Origin of the sequence: Streptomyces sp. NPDC101219 (assembly GCF_044767675.1) — a bacterium.
GTDB lineage: Bacteria > Actinomycetota > Actinomycetes > Streptomycetales > Streptomycetaceae > Streptomyces.
This window is the reverse complement of the sequence record NZ_JBIWOK010000001.1, coordinates 624,449-644,310: the sequence shown is the minus strand read 5'-3', so window position 1 is coordinate 644,310 and position 19,862 is coordinate 624,449. Positions and strand designations below refer to the sequence as shown.

The 19,862-nt window shown below is 73.4% G+C and carries 21 protein-coding genes and 1 pseudogene; 14 read left to right on the top strand and 8 right to left on the bottom strand.

Annotated elements, in window-relative coordinates; all coding sequences use genetic code 11:
- Positions 1–17 precede the first annotated feature (17 nt).
- Complete coding sequence (locus ACIRPP_RS02935) at positions 18–914, bottom strand: DMT family transporter (protein WP_403637419.1); 897 nt, start codon at positions 912–914, stop codon at positions 18–20.
- Between the two features lie 126 nt (positions 915–1,040).
- Positions 1,041–1,250 (bottom strand): DUF2191 domain-containing protein, encoded by a 210-nt coding sequence (locus ACIRPP_RS02930; RefSeq protein WP_164335479.1) that lies wholly within the window; start codon positions 1,248–1,250, stop codon positions 1,041–1,043.
- Positions 1,251–1,435: 185 nt separating this feature from the next.
- Here ACIRPP_RS02930 and ACIRPP_RS02925 point away from each other — a divergent pair, with 185 nt between their 5' ends.
- The 8 genes and pseudogenes from ACIRPP_RS02925 to ACIRPP_RS02890 all read left to right on the top strand — a co-directional run bounded on the left by ACIRPP_RS02925 (position 1,436) and on the right by ACIRPP_RS02890 (position 8,732).
- A complete protein-coding gene (locus tag ACIRPP_RS02925) occupies positions 1,436–2,914 on the top strand; it encodes a glutamate-cysteine ligase family protein (protein ID WP_403637417.1) in 1,479 nt (492 codons plus the stop codon).
- 83 nt (positions 2,915–2,997) lie between these two features.
- The gene (locus ACIRPP_RS02920; protein ID WP_403637415.1) at positions 2,998–4,152 is read left to right on the top strand and encodes an amidinotransferase; all 1,155 of its coding nucleotides are present in this window, start codon (positions 2,998–3,000) and stop codon (positions 4,150–4,152) included.
- 64 nt (positions 4,153–4,216) lie between these two features.
- On the top strand, positions 4,217–4,969 hold the full coding sequence (locus ACIRPP_RS02915; protein ID WP_403637413.1) for an IclR family transcriptional regulator: 753 nt from the start codon (positions 4,217–4,219) through the stop codon (positions 4,967–4,969).
- Positions 4,970–5,069: 100 nt separating this feature from the next.
- The gene (locus tag ACIRPP_RS02910; RefSeq protein WP_403637411.1) at positions 5,070–6,251 is read left to right on the top strand and encodes a PP2C family protein-serine/threonine phosphatase; all 1,182 of its coding nucleotides are present in this window, start codon (positions 5,070–5,072) and stop codon (positions 6,249–6,251) included.
- Between the two features lie 27 nt (positions 6,252–6,278).
- Positions 6,279–6,605, top strand: a pseudogene (locus ACIRPP_RS02905) (acyl-CoA dehydrogenase family protein); the annotation flags it as partial.
- A gap of 71 nt (positions 6,606–6,676) precedes the next feature.
- Complete coding sequence (locus tag ACIRPP_RS02900; RefSeq protein ID WP_403637409.1) at positions 6,677–7,135, top strand: RrF2 family transcriptional regulator; 459 nt, start codon at positions 6,677–6,679, stop codon at positions 7,133–7,135.
- A gap of 145 nt (positions 7,136–7,280) precedes the next feature.
- Positions 7,281–7,382 carry a putative leader peptide gene (locus ACIRPP_RS02895; RefSeq protein WP_403637407.1) on the top strand — a complete coding sequence of 34 codons (102 nt, stop codon included), beginning with the start codon at positions 7,281–7,283 and terminating at the stop codon, positions 7,380–7,382.
- Positions 7,383–7,625: 243 nt separating this feature from the next.
- Positions 7,626–8,732: an ABC transporter substrate-binding protein gene (locus tag ACIRPP_RS02890; RefSeq protein WP_403637405.1), complete on the top strand. Its 1,107-nt coding sequence runs from the start codon at positions 7,626–7,628 to the stop codon at positions 8,730–8,732.
- Positions 8,733–8,836: 104 nt separating this feature from the next.
- Here the strand turns inward: ACIRPP_RS02890 and ACIRPP_RS02885 are convergent, their stop codons facing one another.
- Positions 8,837–9,169, bottom strand: a complete 333-nt coding sequence (locus tag ACIRPP_RS02885) for a cupin domain-containing protein (RefSeq protein WP_164332442.1) — start codon at positions 9,167–9,169, stop codon at positions 8,837–8,839.
- A 425-nt stretch (positions 9,170–9,594) separates the two neighbouring features.
- Here ACIRPP_RS02885 and ACIRPP_RS02880 point away from each other — a divergent pair, with 425 nt between their 5' ends.
- The 6 genes from ACIRPP_RS02880 to ACIRPP_RS02855 all read left to right on the top strand — a co-directional run bounded on the left by ACIRPP_RS02880 (position 9,595) and on the right by ACIRPP_RS02855 (position 14,804).
- A complete protein-coding gene (locus ACIRPP_RS02880) occupies positions 9,595–10,767 on the top strand; it encodes an ATP-binding protein (RefSeq protein ID WP_403637403.1) in 1,173 nt (390 codons plus the stop codon).
- A complete protein-coding gene (locus ACIRPP_RS02875; RefSeq protein WP_164347243.1) occupies positions 10,764–11,165 on the top strand; it encodes a roadblock/LC7 domain-containing protein in 402 nt (133 codons plus the stop codon). The genes ACIRPP_RS02880 and ACIRPP_RS02875 overlap by 4 nt, the downstream gene beginning before the upstream one ends.
- The gene (locus ACIRPP_RS02870; protein ID WP_164332439.1) at positions 11,162–11,539 is read left to right on the top strand and encodes a DUF742 domain-containing protein; all 378 of its coding nucleotides are present in this window, start codon (positions 11,162–11,164) and stop codon (positions 11,537–11,539) included. The genes ACIRPP_RS02875 and ACIRPP_RS02870 overlap by 4 nt, the downstream gene beginning before the upstream one ends.
- Entirely contained in the window at positions 11,514–12,107 is a 594-nt protein-coding gene (locus tag ACIRPP_RS02865) for an ATP/GTP-binding protein (protein ID WP_164332438.1), read from the top strand. The genes ACIRPP_RS02870 and ACIRPP_RS02865 overlap by 26 nt, the downstream gene beginning before the upstream one ends.
- A gap of 14 nt (positions 12,108–12,121) precedes the next feature.
- A complete protein-coding gene (locus ACIRPP_RS02860) occupies positions 12,122–13,465 on the top strand; it encodes a cytochrome P450 (RefSeq protein WP_403637400.1) in 1,344 nt (447 codons plus the stop codon).
- Positions 13,466–13,673: 208 nt separating this feature from the next.
- The gene (locus tag ACIRPP_RS02855) at positions 13,674–14,804 is read left to right on the top strand and encodes a tryptophan dimethylallyltransferase family protein (RefSeq protein WP_403637398.1); all 1,131 of its coding nucleotides are present in this window, start codon (positions 13,674–13,676) and stop codon (positions 14,802–14,804) included.
- Positions 14,805–14,897: 93 nt separating this feature from the next.
- Here ACIRPP_RS02855 and ACIRPP_RS02850 read toward each other — a convergent pair whose 3' ends face one another.
- The 5 genes from ACIRPP_RS02850 to ACIRPP_RS02830 form a co-directional block, all read right to left on the bottom strand.
- Positions 14,898–16,193 carry a flavin-containing monooxygenase gene (locus ACIRPP_RS02850; RefSeq protein ID WP_403637396.1) on the bottom strand — a complete coding sequence of 432 codons (1,296 nt, stop codon included), beginning with the start codon at positions 16,191–16,193 and terminating at the stop codon, positions 14,898–14,900.
- Between the two features lie 903 nt (positions 16,194–17,096).
- Positions 17,097–17,405, bottom strand: a complete 309-nt coding sequence (locus ACIRPP_RS02845; protein WP_403637394.1) for a hypothetical protein — start codon at positions 17,403–17,405, stop codon at positions 17,097–17,099.
- Positions 17,406–17,424: 19 nt separating this feature from the next.
- The gene (locus ACIRPP_RS02840) at positions 17,425–17,838 is read right to left on the bottom strand and encodes an SRPBCC family protein (RefSeq protein ID WP_164345675.1); all 414 of its coding nucleotides are present in this window, start codon (positions 17,836–17,838) and stop codon (positions 17,425–17,427) included.
- Between the two features lie 92 nt (positions 17,839–17,930).
- The gene (locus tag ACIRPP_RS02835; RefSeq protein ID WP_403637392.1) at positions 17,931–18,788 is read right to left on the bottom strand and encodes an MBL fold metallo-hydrolase; all 858 of its coding nucleotides are present in this window, start codon (positions 18,786–18,788) and stop codon (positions 17,931–17,933) included.
- Positions 18,789–18,932: 144 nt separating this feature from the next.
- A complete protein-coding gene (locus tag ACIRPP_RS02830) occupies positions 18,933–19,652 on the bottom strand; it encodes an FAD binding domain-containing protein (protein ID WP_403637390.1) in 720 nt (239 codons plus the stop codon).
- Positions 19,653–19,862: the final 210 nt, after the last annotated feature.

Sequence of the window (19,862 nt, the reverse complement as noted above, 5' to 3'; positions counted from 1 at the left end):
GACCCGACTGCTGGGGTTCAGGGCGGCCCGGCGCCGACGGTGGCGCGGTCCTCCCCGGCCAGCACGCGGGCCTGGGGCAGCCTGGCGAGCGCGAAGACGCCTCCCGCGACCAGGGCGACGCCCAGCAGCTGGGGCACCAGCCACCAGCCGGACCGCACGTACTCGGCGTAGAGGGTGAGCCCGAGGGCCAGGCTCAGTCCCGCGTCGCCCAGCGTGATCGCGGGCTGCGAGGCGACCAGCGGGCCCGACTGCAGCGCGTTCTCCAGGAAGAACAGCGCGGCCGCCCCGAAGAGCGCGAAACCGTAGGTCTGCCAGGCGGTGAGGAACGCGGTGAACCCGCCGTCGTCGAGGGTGTGCATGGACTCCTTCATCAGCGCCGCCGTCACCGCGTAGGCGACGGCGGTGGCCAGCCCGAAGCAGGCGGCGCGGGCCCGGCCCTCGGGGCGGCGGAGCGCGACGACGACCAGTGCGGCGATCGCGCCGGCGCAGACGGCGAGCGCGGGGATCCACCGGTCCATCGGCACGTGCGTCCGGTTGCCCGAGGGGGAGGCGGCACCGAGGGCGACGACGAGTCCGGCCACGACGGCGAGGACGACCGTCCAGCCCGCGCGGGACAGTCCGCCGCGCAGCAGGACGGTGCCGATGACCAGGGCGAGCGGGAGCTCCATCACGAGGAGCGGCTGGACCACGGTCAGCGGCCCCGTGGCGAGCGCGACCGCCTGGCAGACGGCCGCGGCGATCACGGCGGCGATGCCGGCGAGCCAGACGGGACGGCGCAGCAGGTCCAGCATGAGCCCCGCCCGCAGCGTGTCGGACCGGGGCACCTGGAGGGCCGCCTTGCGCTGGAGGACGGTGGCGAGCGCGTTGCTGAAGGCGGCGGCCAGCGCGAACACGACGGGCACCAGGATGCTCACGGCGGTCCTCCGGGACATGGGGATGACGAGTGCGGCCCGCCCCCAGGTGCCATGGTGACGTGCCGCACGCTCCGCCGCGAGCGCGCCGGGCCGCCGGGCCGCCCGCCGGACGGGGCGCGCGGCCGGTCAGCCCTGCGGTTCCTGGGGCGCGGCGTCGGTCTCGCCCAGGCCGCGGTCGACGAGGCCGGTCCGGGCCTCCGTCCGGTGGCCGCGGGCCACGTAGTCCCGTACGACGGCCTCGATGGCGTCCTGCGGCGAACCGATCCCGGACAGGACCATCACCTCCACCACGAGTTCCGCGTCGAGACCGATGCTGACTTTGGCTCTTCCCGCCATGTGCGCCTCTCCTGCCCTGTGGTGCCACGGCCGGGCGGCCGTGGCGGTCGTGCGCGCCGACTGTGACGCCGGTCCGGTGCCGGTGGTTGCACCCGGCACGGACGCCGTCGCGTGGTCGCAGTCGCCCGGTGGTGCCACTCTGGGGGTTGGGCAACCCCCAGGGCACGAGCCGGGAGGGAGAACCGATGGGACGGGATGTCCCGGCGATGGTGTTCACCCGCGAGGACCGCCGTCGGTACCGGATCAAGATGCAGGAGTGCCTCGACACCTTCGCGCTGATGCTGCGCGAGGCCCGCTTCGAGTCCGAGCGCCCCCAGGTGGGCCTGGAGATCGAGCTGAATCTGGTCGACGAGCAGGCGGAACCGGCGATGCGCAACAGCGACGCCCTGGAGGCGATCGCGGACCCCGCGTGGTCGACCGAACTCGGCCGGTTCAACCTGGAGATCAACATTCCGCCGCGCCGTCTGACGGCGGGCGGCCCCGACGCCTGGGAGAGCGAGATCCGTGCCGCGCTGAACCACGCCGAGCAGCGGGCCCGGTCCGTGGGCACGCATCTCATCATGTCCGGGATCCTGCCCACCCTGCGGCAGGAGGACGTCGGTGAGGGGGCGCTGTCGGAGAACCCGCGCTACCGGCTGCTCAACGACCAGATCTTCGCGGCGCGCGGGGAGGACCTGCGCATCGCGGTGGACGGCGTGGACCGGCTGCGCACCTACGCGGACACGATCACCCCGGAGGCGGCCTGCACCAGTACGCAGTTCCATCTGCAGGTGCACCCGGAGCAGTTCGCCGCCTACTGGAACGCGGCCCAGGCGATCGCCGGGGTGCAGATCGCGCTGGCGGCCAACTCGCCGTTCCTGTTCGGCAAGGAGCTGTGGCACGAGACCCGCGTCCCGCTGTTCGAGCAGGCCACCGACACCCGCCCGGAGGAGATCAAGGTGCAGGGCGTCCGCCCCCGGGTGTGGTTCGGGGAGCGGTGGATCAACAGCGTCTTCGACCTGTTCGAGGAGAACCTGCGCTACTTCCCCGCCCTGCTGCCGCTGTGCGACGAGCAGGACCCCAGGGAGACCCTGGACCGCGGCGACGTCCCCGAACTGGGCGAGCTCACGCTGCACAACGGCACCATCTACCGCTGGAACCGCCCGGTGTACGCGGTCGCCCACGACAAGCCCCACGTGCGGGTGGAGAACCGCGTGCTGCCGGCCGGGCCGACGGTGGCGGACACGCTCGCCAACGGCGCCTTCTACTACGGCCTCACCCGTGCCCTGGTGGAGGAGGAGCGGCCGGTGTGGTCCCGCATGTCCTTCTCCGCCGCCGAGGAGAACCTGCACACGGCCGCCCGGCACGGCATCGAGGCCATGGTGTACTGGCCCGGCATGGGCGAGGTCATGGTGCCGGAACTGGTCCTGCGGCGCCTGCTGCCGATGGCGCACCACGGGCTGGAGCTCTCCGGCATGGACGCGGCCTGGCGGGAGCCGCTGCTCGGCATCATCGAGCAGCGGTGCGTGACCGGCCGCAACGGGGCCGTCTGGCAGAAGGAGATGTTCCATCACATCGACGCCTCCGCGCGCTGCGGCCGTCACGAGGCGCTGCGCCGGATGACGCAGCAGTACATCGACTACATGCACCTCAACGCCCCGGTCCACACCTGGCCGGTCGACTGACGCCTCGCGCACGGACCTGCACATTCCGTGACCCGCCGCCTATACTGGGCAACCGGTCGTCCACGGGAGGAAGAGGCCTGTCGATGTCCGCACCCTCGACCACCGCGACCGGGACGGGCACCGCTCCCGCCTCACCGGTCATGTCCCACAACGAGTGGGACCCGCTGGAGGAGATCATCGTGGGCCGCCTGGAGGGCGCGACGATCCCGTCCGGCCACCCGGTGGTGACCTGCAACGTCCCGCCGTGGGCGGCGCGGCTGCAGGGCCTCGCGGCCGGCCGGAGGTATCCGCGCCGGCTGGTCGAGCGGGCGCAGCAGGAACTCGACCACTTCGTCACCCTGCTCGAAGACCTCGGAGTGACGGTGCGGCGTCCGGACCCGGTCGACCACCGGCGCAGGTTCGCCACCCCGGACTGGTCGTCCCGCGGCTTCTGCACCACGTGCCCCCGGGACAGCATGCTCGTCGTCGGGGACGAGATCATCGAGACCCCGATGGCCTGGCCGTGCCGCTACTTCGAGACGCACTCCTACCGCCGAGTCCTCAAGGACTACTTCCGGCGGGGCGCGCGCTGGACCGCCGCCCCGAAGCCCGAACTCACCGACGCGCTGTTCGAACCGGACTTCCGCATCCCCCGGGCCGACGAGCCGATGCGCTACATCCTCACCGAGTTCGAGCCGGTGTTCGACGCGGCGGACTTCGTCCGTGCGGGACGGGACCTGTTCGTCACCCGCAGCAACGTCACCAACCGCATGGGGATCGAGTGGCTGCGCCGTCATCTCGGCCCCGGCTACCGGATCCACGAGATCGAGAGCCGCTGCCGCACCCCCATGCACATCGACACGACGTTCGTCCTGCTCGGGCCGGGCAAGGTGATGATCAACCCGGAGTACATCGACATCGACCGCCTGCCGGACGTGCTGCGTTCCTGGGACGTGCTGACGGCGCCCGAGCCGGAGCCGATCCGCGATCCGCTGCTGCGGGTCACCTCGATGTGCGGCAAGTGGCTGAGCATGAACGTCCTGATGGTGGACGAGAAGCGGGTGATCGCCGAGCGCCACCACACGGGGATGCTGCGGGCCCTGGAGAAGTGGGGTTTCGAGCCGATCCCCTGCGACCTGCTGCACTACGCGCCGTTCGGCGGCTCGTTCCACTGCGCCACGCTGGACGTCCGACGCCGGGGCACCCTGGAGTCCTACGTCGACCCGCCCACCGTCCCGCGCCGCGCCCGGCAGGGGTGAGGCGGGTCCTCCCGGCGGCGGCCGGGGCTTGCCCGGGCGGCCGGCCCGGGCGCAGGCTGGTCCCATGGCCACCGGCCCCACGCTGATCACCTCCGTGCAGCGGGCCTTCCGCCTGCTGGAGGCGGCGGGCGCGCACGAGAACGGCGCGCCCGCGAAACAGCTGGCCCGTGAGGCGCAGCTGCCGCTGGGCACGGCCTACCACCTGCTGCGCACCCTGGTCCACGACGGCTACCTGCGCCGGCTGGACGACGGCGCGTTCGTCCTCGGGGAGCGCCTGCACACCCTGCACACCGCGGGCCGGGGACAGGCGCTGCTCAGCCGGGTCCGGCCGACGCTCGCCGCGCTGCGCGACGAACTCGGGGCGGCGGCGTATCTCACCTTCTACGAGGAGGGCGAGATCCGGGTCGCCGAGATCGTGGACGGCCCCCGCGCGCCCCGGGTGGACCTCTGGGTGGGGTTCGCCGACGCGGGGCACGCCACGGCACTCGGCAAGTCGGTGCTGCGGGAGCTGGACGGCGCGGCCCGTCAGGAGTACCTCTCCCGGCATCCGCTGAACGATCTGACCCCGCGGACGATCACCGCGGCGCCGGAGCTGCTGCGCCGCCTGGACACCGCGCCCGAGGCTCCGGCCGTCACGGATCTGGAGGAGTACGCGCTGGGCACCGTCTGCCTCGCTGTGCCGGTCCGCAGCGGGAACACCCTCGGCTCGCTGGGCGTGTCGCTGCCGGTGGACCGGCTGTCCGGGCTGGCCGAGGTCCGGTCCCGGCTGCTCCCGACGGCCGGACGGGTGACGCGGAGCCTTTCTCTCACTATCTGAAAAACCGTGCCTTGTGACGCCTCACGCCGGTCGCGTTTCCTTTACATCAGACATATCGGGAGCGCGTACTGCGCGCAGAGGTGAGGACCGCGGACGACAGATGAGGAACGCCCGACAGCACGCCCGGACACGGATCCCCGCGCACCGGGCCACCGCCGCCGAGCCGCACACGTCTGCCGGGCCGTCCCTGCCGGTCCTGCGCCACCTCCTCCCTTTACTGGGCGTCTGGGCCGTGGCGCTCGCCGCCTTCGCCGGCGGGGAGCCGGTGTGGCTGCCGCTGCTCGCCGCGGGGCCGGCACTGGCGGCGGTCACCGGCGGCCGGCCCGTGGTCCTCGGCACCGGGCTCCTCGCCTCGGTGCTGGGGAGCGCGATCGGCGTCCACGCGGGAGTGCCCGGCCGGGAGACGGCCGTCCTGCTGGCCGCCCTGACGGGCGTCACCCTGGCCGGGGCGCTGGCCGCGGGGCGGCGCGGCCGGGCGGAAGAAGTCCTGGAACTGGAAGCGGTCCGGTCCGTCGCCGAGACCGCACAGCACGCGCTGCTCGCGCCGCCGCCCCGCACCGTCGGGCCGTTCGAGGTGGCCGTCCAGTACAGCGCCGCCGCCGCGGAGGCCCGGATCGGCGGCGACCTCTACGCGCTGATCCCCACACCGCACGGCGTGCGGTTCATCGTCGGCGACGTGCGGGGCAAGGGCCTTCCGGCCGTGGGCACCGCGGCCCTGGTGCTGGGCGTGTTCCGCGAGGCCGCCCACGACGAACCGGACCTGCTGGCCGTGGTCGACAGGATCGAGCGCAGCCTGGCCCGCAACCTCCGCGCCGACGACTTCGTCACCGCCGTGGTGGCGGGCTACCCGGAGCCCGGCCGCCTGGAGATGGTCAACTGCGGCCACGCCCCGCCGTTCCTGGTGCGAGGGTCCGAGATCGTCCCCGTGGAGCCGGCGCAGCCGGTCCCGCCGCTCGGGCTGCGCGCCCTGTCCGGACAGGCGCCGCACCTGGAGGTGCTGCCCTTCGGCGACGGGGACCGTCTGCTGCTCTACACCGACGGGGTCACCGAGGCCCGCGACGCCGCCCGCCGGTTCTACCCGCTGGCCGAGGGCCTGGCCCGGCATCTGTACGACGAACCCGACCGCACGGTCGCGGCGCTGCACGAGGAACTGCTGGCGCACGTGGGCGGTCGGCTCCACGACGACGCCGCGCTGCTCCTGCTGCGCAAGCCCGCCGGGCGGACGTCGCCCGTCGAGGGCACGGCCGCCCCGGAGCCCCCGCGGCACACCGTTGCCCACTGACTCCCTGGGGACAGGTGGACGGGGGCCCGGTCCGCCGCCGTCCTCGCGGACCAGGCGGTCGACGCCGTCGAGGCCGGGCCGGCGCGCGGCGGCGACCTCAGCCACGAGGAGTGTGCGGAGATGTCCGTCCTGGTGGCCATGGCCGAGGCCGCGGCGTCCCGGGCCGCCCAGGAGTGCACGGCCCGTGCCCTGGACGTCGTCGGCGTCCGGTCCGCCTCCGCGGGGCTGGGCTTCGACCGGTTCTGGCGCAACGCCCGCACGCACACGCTGTACGAGCCCGTCGCGCACCGGCTCCGGGACGTCGGCGACTACTTGCTGAACGGCGCGCACCCTCCGTTCGATCTGCCCGCCTGACCCGCCCCGCTCCCGAGCGCGTCCGGCGACCCGGCGGGCGGTCCGGCGCGAAGGTGCGGGACAATGCGTCCATGCGGATCTCAGCCAGGGCGGACTACGCGGTGCGGGCGGCACTCCAGCTCGCCGCGTCCCCCGACGGCGGCCCGCTGAAGGCGGAGGCCATCGCCGACGCGCAGGAGATCCCGCACAAGTTCCTGGAAGGCATCCTCAACGACATGCGCCGCGGCGGGCTGGTGCTGAGCCGGCGCGGCGGCAACGGAGGGTACCGGCTGGCCCGCCCCGCCGGGGAGATCAGCATCGCCGACGTCATACGCGTGGTGGACGGCCCCCTGGTGTCGGTGCGCGGTGTGCGCCCGCCGGACCTGTCCTACACCGGCCCCGCCCGGTCGCTGCTCCCGCTGTGGATCGCGCTGCGGTCCAACGTCCGCGAGATCCTCGAAGGCGTCACGCTGGCCGACGTGGCGGCAGCCGAACTGCCGGACTCCGTATCGGCGTTGACCGAGGCGCCGGACGCCTGGGTGAACCCCTGACCGCACCTGCCGCCACTTCCAGCGTAACCGGATTGTGAGATCGCGTCATCCACCATGTGAACACCCTCTTGGGGTGCGCGCCTCCTTCTGCCACGATCCCTAGCAACCAGGTGGGAAAACTAGGAATCATGGGGGGTGGCCGGTCGTGTCCGCGTTCGATCGCACTCCCCGGCTGCTGCTCCTGCTGACGTCGCGCCGCCACATCGACTTCGGCCGCACGTCCAGCGCCATCTGTCGCGCGGCCTGAGCCCGGCGCCCGCCTCTTCGGGCCCGGCACGCCCGCGCCGCGAGGACCGCTTCCGCGTCCCCGGGCGCCCCGCATACGCCCGCGCCCGCTCCTCCCCCGCCACCGGGGCCGGAGCCGGCGGGCGGCTTCTTCCTACGGCTCCGCCGCCATCCCGGAACCCGCGACTTCCGCTCGCGCGGGGCCGGGGGATGCCGGCCGGACCGTCCGTACTGCCCGGATCACCCTTCCCGAGAGGACACCTCCGTGTCTGCCGCACGACCTCGCACCCTCCTGCGTGCCCTCGCCGCCACCGCGGCCCTCCCCCTGCTGCTCACCGCCTGCGGCTACGGCTCCGAATCCACCGACGACGGCAAGACGTCCCAGGTCGCGGCGGGCGCCGAGAAGCTGTCCGCCGACGAGGTGCGGATCGGCTACTTCCCCAACCTCACGCACGCCACCGCTCTGGTGGGCGTCCAGGAGGGGCTGTTCCAGAAGGAGTTGGGCGGCACCACGATCAAGGCGTCGACGTTCAACGCCGGCCCCTCGGAGATCGAGGCCCTCAACTCCGGCTCCATCGACATCGGCTGGATCGGCCCGTCGCCCGCCATCAACGGCTACACCAAGTCCGGCGGCAGGAACCTGCGCATCATCGGCGGTTCGGCGTCCGGGGGCGTGAAGCTGGTCGTCAACCCGGACCGGATCAAGTCGGAGGACGACCTCAAGGGCAAGCGGATCGCGACGCCTCAGCTCGGCAACACCCAGGACATCGCGTTCCTCAACTGGATCGCCGAGAAGGGCTGGAAGGTCGACCCGCAGAGCGGAGCCGGGGACGTGTCCGTGGTCCGCTCCGACAACAAGGTGACACCGGACGCCTACGCGGCCGGCTCGATCGACGGCGCCTGGGTCCCGGAACCGACCGCCTCCCGGCTCGTCGCCCAGGGCGCCGAAGTCCTCCTGGACGAGGCCGACCTGTGGCCGGACAAGAAGTTCGTCATCACGAACATCATCGTGTCCCAGAAGTTCCTCAAGGAGCACCCGGACGTCGTCGAGGCGGTGCTGCGCGGCTCGGTGCGCACCAACGAGTGGATCAACGCCAACCCCGAGAAGGCCAGGACGTCGGCGAACGCGGCCCTGGAGAAGCTGTCCGGCAAGGCGCTGCCCGCGGACGTCATCGAGCCGGCCTGGCCGTCGATCACCTTCCTGGACGACCCGCTGGCCTCCACGCTCGACACCCAGGCCGGGTACGCGGTGAAGGCCGGGCTGCTCAAGGAGCCCCGGCTCAAGGGCATCTACGACCTCGGCCCGCTGAACAAGGTCCTCCGCGCCGACGGCAAGGATGCGGTCGACGACGCCGGTCTCGGCGTCGCGTAGCCGACGCCGGTCTCGGCGTCGCGTAGCCGGCGCGGCCCGTCCCGGCGGCGCGGGAGCGCCCCGGGACGGGTGCGGGCGGCCAGGGACCCCGCCGAAGGGCGGGGTCAGTCGCGTTTGGCGACGGTGAGCACCACGGCGGCGTCCTCGACCGCCTCCAGGCCGTGACGGGCGTCGGGCACCACGATCAGGTCGCCGTCGCGGCCCTCCCAGGAGTCGTCGCCGCTGGTGAGCCGGACCCGCCCGCGCAGGACGAGCAGGGTGGCCTCGCCCGGATTCTCGTGTTCGGCCAGGGACGTGCCCGCGGTGAGCGCGAGGAGGGTCTGCCGCAGCACGTGCTCGTGTCCGCCGTACACGGTGGTGGCGCTGCGGCCGTTGGCGGTGGCGGCGGCCCGTTCGAGGTGTTCCCGGGCGAGGGCGTCGAGAGAGAGTTTCTGCATGGGCCCAGTGTCCCCGCTCCGGCGGACCGGACGAAGGGCGCCATGACCGGACGCGTGCGCCCGTCCGGGGGAACGGCGCTCGTGAGCCGCGCGCGCCCTCGCTTTCGTCCGCCCTGCGGCCCGGCGCACGCGCGCCCGGGGCCGTGGCGTGCCCGCTGCCGACCGGCTCCGTGCACCCGCCGTTCGGGTCCCCTTCACCGGAGCGGAATGGAAGGGTCAACCGCCCGTGGGAACAGGCTTGCTGACGTCAGTTCATGTGTTCGGCCGATGATACGATCACCGCGTTTGCGGAGCGGGCGGATGGGCGAAAGCCGACATCTCCCCTGCTGGGACGGCCCGGGCGGCAACCCCGGCGGGCGGTCCGCGACCGCCCGCAGTGACGGGACAATCAGCAAGCCGGCTGTCAGTCGCCTGAAGAGAGTCTTATGACGGAATACACAGGGAACCCACTGCTCTGGGCTCTCCTCGTCGCCCTCGTCGGCACCATCTCCCTCATCGTCCGTCAGCGCCGGCACGCGCGTGCGCTGCGACAGGAGATCCAGGGCCTGAGGGATCACTACGCGGAGCTCGAGAGCGATTACGGAAAATCGGTGCAGGCCGCGCAGGAGCGGGCCGAGGAGGAGACCAAGACCGTTCTGAAGTCCGCGATGCGGACACTCCAGGGACTGGCCGCCGAACAGCAGCTCGTGCTCTCCCGGTTGCAGAGCAAGTACGGCGACTCGGCGATGCTGCAGGACCTGTTGGAGATCGACCACACCAACTCGCAGTTCGGGCGCCGCGCCCAGTCCATCGCGGTGCTCTGCGACGGCTGGCTCGGCGGCCGACGCGACACCGCGTCGGTGTACGACGTGGTCCGCAGCGCCCAGGGCCGCATCCGGCACTTCCGGCGGGTGGAGATCCTCTCCCAGGTGGACTTCGGCATCACCAGCCGGGCGGTCGAGCCCGCGGCGCTGGCCCTGGCCGAGCTGCTCGACAACGCGACCAGCTACTCGAGCCCGGACACCATCGTCGAGATCAACATCCGGACCGTGCCGAAGGGCATCTGCGTGGTCGTCGACGACGCCGGTGTCGGCATGAGCGAGGAGGAACGCGCCCGCGCCCAGAAGCTGCTCTCCAGCGAGCGCGCGTCCAGCGTGGCGGGGCTCGGCAATCCACCGCAGTTCGGCTTCGCGGTCATCGGCGTGCTGTGCGAACGCTTCGGATTCGAGGTGTCGGTGGACTCCTCCTCACCCTACGGAGGCGTCCGCGCGGTGGTCCTGCTCCCGCACGAACTGCTGACGGCCATGCCGGAGCGCAAGGCACCCGCGCCCGCCGCCAGGCCCGCCACGAACGGTCCTGACGACGGCCCGGAGCCCTCGCCGGCCGTCCCGGCGTCGACCGTCGACGGCCTGCCCCGGCGTCGCCGCAAGCGGCCGATGGCGATCGTGCCCGGCACCGCGTCGGCACCGCGTCCCGCGGGCCGCTCCGACTCCGAGCAGGCGCAGGTCATGGGCGCCTTCCAGCGGGGCACGCAGTCCGGCCGGGTCACACAGCCGGAGGCCGGGGACCAGACGAGCAGCACCCCTGGTGCACGCAGCGAAGGACATGATGTCTCGTGAACGACGACCTGTCATGGATGCTCGACAGCGCCCTGGAGATTCCCGGGGCCCTGCACGCGGTCCTGATCTCCGCCGACGGCCTGCTGATGGCCCGGACGAAGGACTTCGACAAGGATGACGCGGACCGGGTCGCCGCCGCGATGAGCGGTGTGCAGTCGCTCAGCCGCACCCTCGGCTTCTTCTGCGAGGACCCCCAGCACCGCTGGCGGCAGACCCTGGTCGAGTTCGACGGCGGCTGGGTGTTCCTGATATCCGCCGGCGAGGGCGCCTACCTCGGGGTGTCCGCCTCCCCGGACGTCGACATGGCGGACATCACCTTCCGGATGCAGCAGCTCGTCGCCCAGCTCGGCAAGCAGCTGACGACGCCGCCGCGCGAGAACCTCGGCGTCCGCTCATGACCGGTCATGACGGGTGGGAGCCGGAGGCCGCGGAATTAGTACGGCCGTACGTCATCACCAGGGGCCGGGACCTGCCGGACGAGCAGCAGCTCTCCCTCATCACCCTGGTCACGGCGTCGCCGGAGCACGCGCAGCGGCCGACCCGGCTGTCCCCGGAGGAGCAGAGCCTGCTGGACATCTGCTCCGCCGGCTACCTCTCGGTGGCCGAGCTCGCCGGGCACACCGGGCTGCCGCTGGGGGTCGTGCGGATCCTGCTGGCCTCCCTGACGGAGGGCGGCTACCTCATCACCCGACCGCCGGTGGCGCGGGCACGCCTCGCCGACCGGGAGATCCTGGAGGAGGTGCTCAATGGTCTCCGCGCCAAGTTTGGGTGAGCAGGCCTACGTCCGCGGCGGGGCGACCCAGACCGCGGTGAAGATCCTGGTGGTCGGGCACTTCGCGGTGGGCAAGACGACGTTCATCGGCTCGATCTCCGAGATCGAGCCGCTGTCCACCGAGGAGACGATGACCCGGGCCGCCGAGGCGGTCGACGACCTCAAGGGTGTCCAGGGCAAGACGACCACCACGGTGGCCATGGACTTCGGCCGGCTCACCATCAGCGAGCGGGTCGTGCTGTACCTGTTCGGCACGCCGGGCCAGCAGCGGTTCGTGCAGATGTGGGAGGACATGGCACGCGGCGCGCTCGGCGCGCTGGTGCTGGTCGACCCCGAGCGGCTGGCGGACTCCTTCGCGGTGATCGACCTCATCGAGCAGTACGGGCTCGACTACGCCATCGCCGTCAACCACTTCGACGGCGCGCCGCCCCGCGACGAGCGGGCCCTGCGCGAGGCACTGGATCTGCTCGACGACACCCCCGTCGTCACCTGTGACGCGCGCGACGAGAAGTCCTCGGCCGACGCCCTCACCACCCTGGTCCGCTACCTGCTGGACCGCGCCCACTAGGACGGGAAGCACACATGGACGCTGACGACACCACCCCGGTGCCCCCGCCGGGGTGCCCGGCCCACGGCTCCGGGGGCCGGGTGCCGCTGCACGGACCGGAGTTCGCCGCGGACCCGCAGGCGTACTACGGCTTCCTGCGCCACTACGGTCCCGCCGCCCCGGTCGAACTGGCGCCGGGGGTGGAGGCGACCCTGGTCACGGACTACGCCGCGGCCCTGCAACTGCTGCAGGACTCCGGCACCTTCCGCAAGGACGCACGCCGCTGGCGGGCCTTCAACGAGGGCAAGGTCGGGCCGGACAGTCCGGTGGCCCCGCTGCTGGCCTACCGGCCCAACTGCATGTTCGCCGACGGCGCCGACCACCTGAGGCTCCGCCAGGCGGTCACCGACAGCATGGCCCGGGTGGACACCCGGCGGCTGAGCCACAGCACGGAGCAGATCTCCGGCTACCTCATCTCCCAGTTCAGTGCCCGGGGTTCGGCGGACCTGCTCGGCGACTACGCCAAGCAGCTGCCGCTGTTCGTGTTCAACGAACTCTTCGGCTGCCCGGCCGACATCGGCGACCGGGTGCTGTTCGGCATCTCCGGGATGTTCGACGGCGTCAACGCCGACAAGGCCACCGCCGTGCTGTTCCAGGCGGTGGGCGAGCTGGTGGCCCTCAAGCGGAGCCGTCCCGGCGAGGACGTCACCTCGTGGCTGATGCAGCATCAGGCGGGCCTGACCGACGAGGAGATGGTGCACCAACTGGCGCTGCTGCTGGGCGCGGGCGCCGAACCGCTGCGCAATCTGATCGGCAACACGCTGCACCGGCTCCTCACCCACGACCGGTACGCCCGCGAGGGCGGCCTGATCGACGAGGCCCTCGACGACACCCTGTGGGAGAACCCTCCCATGTCGAACTACGCGCCGCACTACCCGGCCGCCGACACGGAGTTCGCCGGTCAGCAGCTCCAGGCCGGTGACCTGGTGCTGGTCAGTTTCGCCGCGGCCAACACCGGCCCGGCGCTCCAGGCCTCCCGGCAGTCGGGCAGCAACCGGGCCCACCTGGCGTGGAGCGCGGGACCGCACGCCTGCCCGTCCAAGGAACCGGCCCGGCACATCACCGTCACCGCCATCGAGAACCTGCTCAACCAACTCCCCGATGTGCGGCTCGCGGTGCCGGAGGACAGTCTGTCCTGGCGCCGCGGACCCTTCCACCGGGCGCTGTCCGCGCTGCCGGCCCGCTTCACCCCGGTGCAGCCCGTCCGGCGGCCCGATCCCGCGCCGGCGCCTGCGCCCGCGGAGGCCGCGGGCGGTGCGGCGCCACGGTCCGAACGCGGCGGACGCTGGAGCCAGTTCCTCAACTGGCTCACTCGGTGATCCACGCAACACGTGCCCAAGTGGCCTCTCCCGCATGAAGGTTCAACGGCAGGGGTAGTGAGCAACGCGGCATACCCGTTGTTTCACGAAGCAAAGGAGGTGTCATGGACCACATATCCTCAGACACCGCTTTCCCGCCGGGACGACAGATACCCGCCCTACTGGGCGGGTATCTTCCTGTGCGGACCCTGCGGCTCGGGGAGAGCCGGTGAACGCGGGCCGGCACGGCGACGGCGAGGACCCCGGCATACCGACGCTCGGCTCCTTCACGGGCCGTCAGCTGCGCGGCATGTGCGCGCTCGCGGGCCTGTCCGGCGCGGACGCGGACACCTATGCCGGGGTGCTGGCCGAGTGCCTGGGCCCGGTGTCCGCCCGGCCGCTGGACCTGCCGCCGCCCGACCGGACCTTCCTGTCCGACGACCACACACCCGTGGAGTTCTCCCTGTCGTTCCAGCCGGGCGCCGCCCCGTCGCTGCGTCTGCTGACGGAACCGGGCTGCGGCGCAGACAGCCTGGCCCGCAACGGCGCGGTGGGGCTGGAGACGGTCCGGACGATGGCGAGGCGGTGGGACTTCGCCACGGACGCCCTGGACGCCGTGCAGGACCTGTTCCTGCCGCCGTCCCCGCAGGGGCCGTTGGCCCTGTGGTGCGCGCTGGAGCTGCGGCCCGGCGGTGTGCCGAAGGTCAAGGTGTACCTCAACCCGGCGGCGTCGGGCCCGGAACGGGCCGCCGGGACGGTGCGCGAGGCGCTGCGCCGGCTGGGGCACCGCGGGGCGTACGCCGCGCTGCCCGAGGCGGACGGGTACCCCTTCCTCGCCCTGGACCTCGGGGACTGGGAGGAACCCCGGGTCAAGGTCTACCTCCGGCACGACGGTCTGACCGCCGCGCGCGCCGGGCGTCTGTCGCGCATGGAGCGGGGGCCCGGCCCGGCGGCACTGGAGGAGTTCTTCCGCACGGCGGCGGGCCGGGGTGCGGGCACCACGCGGCTCAGCCGGCGGCCGGGGCTGACCTGCCACTCCTTCACCGACACCGGCGCGGACCGGCCCAGCGGGTTCACCCTGCACATCCCGGTGCGGGACTACGCCGCGCACGACGGTGAGGCACTGTCCCGCGCGGAGCGCCTGCTGCGCCGGCACGGCATGGACACCGACGCCCTCACGCGGTCGACGGGTGTCCTGACCGGCCGGCGCCCGGAGGACGGCGTGGGGCTGATCGCCTATCTCGCGCTGGCCCACCAGCAGGACCGGCCGCCCCGGGTGACGGCCTACCTGTCCTCGGAGGCGTACGCGGTCCGGCCCCCGGCCGGGGGTGTCCCGCGCCGTCCGCAGACGGTCGGCTGAGGCGCCGGACAGCCACAGCGCCGCGAAGGGCCCCGGTGGAGCACACCGGGGCCCTTCGCCGTACCGCGGGCCCGCGAGGGCCGGGTCGCCCGTCTAGACGGTGAGCACCTGGCGCAGCTCCGCCAGGTAGGGCCGTACGTCGACCTGGATGGAGGCGCCCTGGGTGCGGCCGTAGCGCTGCTCGACGCCGTCGAGGTAGTCGGCCACCTCCTGGCGCATCTCCGGCGGGGACGGCAGGGCGACCTCGCCCTCGATGATGCCGGTGACCCACTGCGCCTGGGCCTCCACGAGCCGGGTGATGGCACCGACGGGCCGGACCAGTCCGACGAAGTACAGGCCGGGGCTCGCGGCGTCGACGACGCGCTTGTACAGCCGGACGGTGCCGTCCGCCGCCAGGGGGCCGCCGTCGGGCAGGAAGGGGAAGTCCAGGCGGAAGCCGGTGCAGTAGACGACGGCGTCCACCGGCTCGGAGGCTCCGTCGGTGAAGACGACCCGGTCGCGGTCGAAGGAGGCGATCGCGGGCCGGGGTGCGACGGCGCCGTGGCGGATGCGGCTGAGGATCTCGTCCGAGATCGTCACGGCGGAGGAGAAGATGCGGTGGTCCGGCTCGGGCAGGCCGTAGTCCGAGAGCCGGCCGCGGGCGACGAGCAGGGCCTGCTCGACGAAGCGGCGCTGCTCCTCGAAGGACATGTCGTTCCACCAGGGAGCGTCGGCGATCTCGTCGAGCGAGAGGCCGAACAGCTGCTTGGGCACGATGTGCAGTCCGCGCCGTACCGACAGCACCGTGCGGGCGGCGTGCCGGGAGAGGTCGGCCGCGATGTCCACCGCGGACGCGCCCAGGCCGACCACGACGACGCGCTGCCCGGCGAAGTCGCTGCCGTGGCGGTAGTCCAGGGAGTGAAGAATCGTTCCGGCGAAGTGCTCGGATCCTGGCGGGAGCGGGTCCGGCAGCGCGGCCAGGGAGTGGTGGCCGGAGGCCACGATCACGTGCTCGAACCGCCGCACGGTGTCGGCACCCTCGGCGCGGGTGACGACCGTCCAGGTGCCGTCGGGGTCGCGGCGCACGGAGACGGCCTCGGTGCGCAGTTCGATGCGGTCCCGGACGCCGGCCCAGTCGGCGAAGGCGCGCAAGTAGGCGGCGACGTCGCTGTGCCGGGGGTAGAGCGGGTACTCGTCCGGCATCGGGAAGCCGTGGTAACCCGTCAGTTCCTTGGCCGTGTTGAGGTGCAGCGACACATAGCCGGGTCCGCGCTCGCCCGCCCCCGGCTGACGCCAGATGCCGCCCACGTCCGGCGCCTTCTCCACACAGACGAAGTCGACGCCGCGTTCCGCCAGAGAACGGGCCACGGCCAGCCCCGACAGACCGGCACCGATCACACACACGCGCACGCTGATTCCCCCCAGGTCCGACACCGCCCTTCCCCCGACGAGGCATTGACTGCCCATCGACACCTTGCCGCACACCGGCACCATGGTCGAACGAATGTGTTCATCCTCACGGTTTCGACCGGCACGGCACCGTTCCGCCCGGCGGGCCGGGTTCCTGCCCGGCCCCCGACACGGGAGTTGGGGAGCAGCGAGGAATACCGGCGGCGGTCCGGGGCACCGGGGGTGCTGTGCGGAGGTTCGGCGCCGGCGGGTCCGTGGGGACGGTCCGCCGGCGCCGGTGGCGCCCCTCGGAAGGGAGGCGCAGCGCCGACTCGGCGGCCGCCCCCGCACCACATACCCCGCAGGGCGCTTCCACCGCAGCAGGCCCGGCGAGCCGGGCTGCTCCCGCCGGTGCCACGGGCGCGGATTCCCCGCCGCCGGCCACGGGCGCGGATTCCACCACCTGGACGACCCGCGGCGGTCCCCTGCGCGACACCGCTCTGCCCAGGGCCGGGGGGCGCGGCGCAGGCGGACGGACAGCCTGTCGTCCGCCGCCGGTCCGGACACCGCGCACAACGCGATCGCGTCAAGGTCCTCCTCGTCCCGGCCCTCGCCGGTCACCGGGCGAGCCGGGCCGGGCGGGCCCGCGGCCGGTCCCCCGGTCCACGGGCGCCGGCCGGTCCCCCGGTTCCGGGCGCGGGGTGGTCCCCCGGTTCCGGGCGCAGGGCGGTCCCCCGGTTCCGGGCGCAGGGCGGTCCCCCGGTCCACGGGCGCCGGCCGGTCCCCCGGTTCCGGACGCAGGGTGGTCCCCCGGTCCACGGGCGCCGGCCGGTCCCCCGGTTCCGGGCGCAGGGTGGTCCCCCGGTTCCGGGCGCAGGGTGGTCCCCCCGTCGTGGACGCGAATCGGTCCCCCCTCCCCCAGGGTCACGGGCGCGGGTTGGTCCGTCGCCATCGGGGCCGGGCGTCGCCGCCGCGGCGTCCGGCGACGGACGCGCACCGCGGGCACTGGCGGCCTACCCGGTCGGCCGCCCCTCCCGACTCCGGGAACGTGTCCGGCCAGCTGACGTGGGGGAACCGGGTCAGCCGGGAGCGGCTCAAGGACAGTCCGCAGACGGTCTCGTTGCGTCCGGGCTGCCAGGCGTGGACCTCACCGGCCGGGAGACGCAGACGGCCCTCCTCCTCGTCGGTCCACTGCCCGGAGGCGGCGACGGCGTACGCGGCGGGGCGTGGCATGGCGCGGTCCGTCCCGGGCTCAGCCGGCGGCGTGGTCCACGCGCAGCCGGACCTGCTCCTCCAGCCGCCGCAGGCTGGTCTCCAGCGCGTCGCCCACGGCCTTCTCGCCCGGGTCGTGGTCGTCGTCGAAGAAGGACAGGTGCACCGTGACCTCGCTGGCGCCGCCGCCGATCCCGGCGACCTGGAGCCAGCCGCTGTAGCCGCCCTGCTCGCGGGTGCCCCACTCCAGCCGCATCTGGTCGTGCCGGCTGCGCAGCAGGGCGGCGGTGTCGTGGTCGGTGCGGTCCTCGTGCACGGTGACCGCGGGCGGCTCCTCGGCGTGCACGTGCAGCGCCTCGGGCAGCCAGGAGTCCATCTGCCCGATGTTCGCGGCCTGGTCGTAGACGTGTTCCGGCTGCGCGGGCATGGTGCGTGAACGTTCGTACTCGGTCATCGCGCTTCCGTCCTCGGGTCGTTCGGGCGGGGCGGCGGGCCGGCCGGGTACCCGCGGCGGGGCGGGTGACGCGGCGGCCCGGCGCCCGGGGTTCAGAACACGGTCGGCACCACGCCCCGGTCCGGGGTCAGGCGGATGCTCTGGCCCCGGCCGCAGTGGACGATCCGGTCGCCGAGGCCCACCCTTTCGGCCTCGGCGAGGAACGCCGACAGGGGCGAGCGGAACACCGTGTAGTCGTGGTAGTGGACCGGCAGGATCTGGCGGGGGTCCAGCCGGCGGGCCAGTTCGGCTCCCTGTGCGCCGTCCATGGTCACGACGAAGCCGCCCGGCAGCCGCGTGCCGCCGAGGTGCAGCACGGCCAGGTCGGCGGCGGGGAAGCGCCGGGCGATCTCGTCGAGGCCGTCGTGGACCAGCGTGTCACCCGATACGTACAGCCGCATCCGGACCGGCCCGCCGACGGGGCCGAACTCCAGCATGCTCCCCATCACCGGCGGCAGGAGGGCGCGCAGTGCCCGCGCACCGGCGTGCTGTCCGGGCAGGGCCGTCACCGTGACCTGTGCGCCGCCCCGGCGCACGGTGAGCCCCTGCCAGGTGCGCAGACCGGCGGTGCGGCCGAAGCCGTGCAGAGCCCTCAGCCGCCGGGCGGCGTGCCGGGTGGTGAGCACCGGCACCGTGTGGTCGAGGTGCCGGTTCGTGCGCCGGTCCCAGTGGTCTCCGTGGAGGTGGGACAGGACGACCGCGTCGGGGCGGGGCAGGTCGACGAGGTCGACGGCCGGTTCCGTGAGCCGCCTGCTCACCAGCCCGTATCCGAGGTGGGCGTACTGACCGCGGTGCAGGAAGTTCGGGTCGGTGAGCAGGGTGAGCTCGTCGTACCGTACGAGGATCGTGGCGTTGCCGATGAACTGGATCTCGACCGAGCTGTCCGTGAGGTCGCCCGCAATGTGTGACATGGCCATCCCATCCGACGGGGGCCCCGGACCCCGTCACACCACCGGTCCGTACTGCTTCCTCCGGTGGGACGGGGTACCCCCGCGGGACCCGCTCACGCGTCCCGGGGCGGCGCTTCGGGGCCGGCCGGTGCGGCGGGCGCCCGGTCAGGTCAGGCGGTCCAGCAGCGCGGTCACCTCGCGCCGGACCACCTCGCGGGCGGTGGGCGGCAGGGCACCGAGGTCGGTCCGTTCCAGGGCCCGGAGCACCGGGTCGCCGCCGGTTCCGGCGAGGCGGGCGGCGGACCCGGTGACCACCTCGTGGCCGTCCCGGACGGCGACGCGCAGGCGGTGCCCGCCGTCCTCGGCGTGCGCGGCCGTGGCGACGACCAGGGGCGGCGGTCCGCCCGGGTCGGCGGGCGCCTTGTGGTAGCCGCTCGCCGCGGGCTCGCGCCAGCGCAGGCCGAGCAGCAGGTGGCGTTTGGCGACCACCTCGGGCAGGTCGGTCTCGTAGGTCCCGTCGCGGTCCAGGACCGTCGCGCGCGCGTCGAGGACGAGGGCAGCCGGGAGCAGGCAGCGCAGTGTGCTGCCCACGATGTTGCCGCCGACCGTGGCGGTCCGGCGCACCGCCCCGGTGCCGACGCTGCCGGCCGCCCGGTGCAGCACCTCCGGCACCCGGTCGTCGACGCGGTGCAGCAGGACGGCACCGCCGAGCGCCTCGCGCTCCAGCACGTTGGCCTCGGGAACGTGGCGCAGCGACACGGCCTGTTCCGGGAAGCCGTCCCGCTGCCAGACGCCCCACACGAGCGTGGCCCCTCCGACGGGCACCGCGCCTTCCGCGAGGCAGGTGCGTGCTTCGGACAGTGAGGTGGGCAGACGCAGCAGCACGATCGGGACCTGCTTTCCTTGACGTGGGCAAAGAGGCGGGGCAGCGGGGGGCGGCGCTTCGTCGGACGGCCGGGGGGAGGCACTGCATTGTCGGTACGGACGCGGGGGCGCGTACAGGGCTCACGCCGTGACCGTGTGCGCCCGCCGCGGGTCCGGGCGCGGCGGACACGACCGCCGGTCCGGACCGGCGTCCCGAGGGCCGGGCTCGGG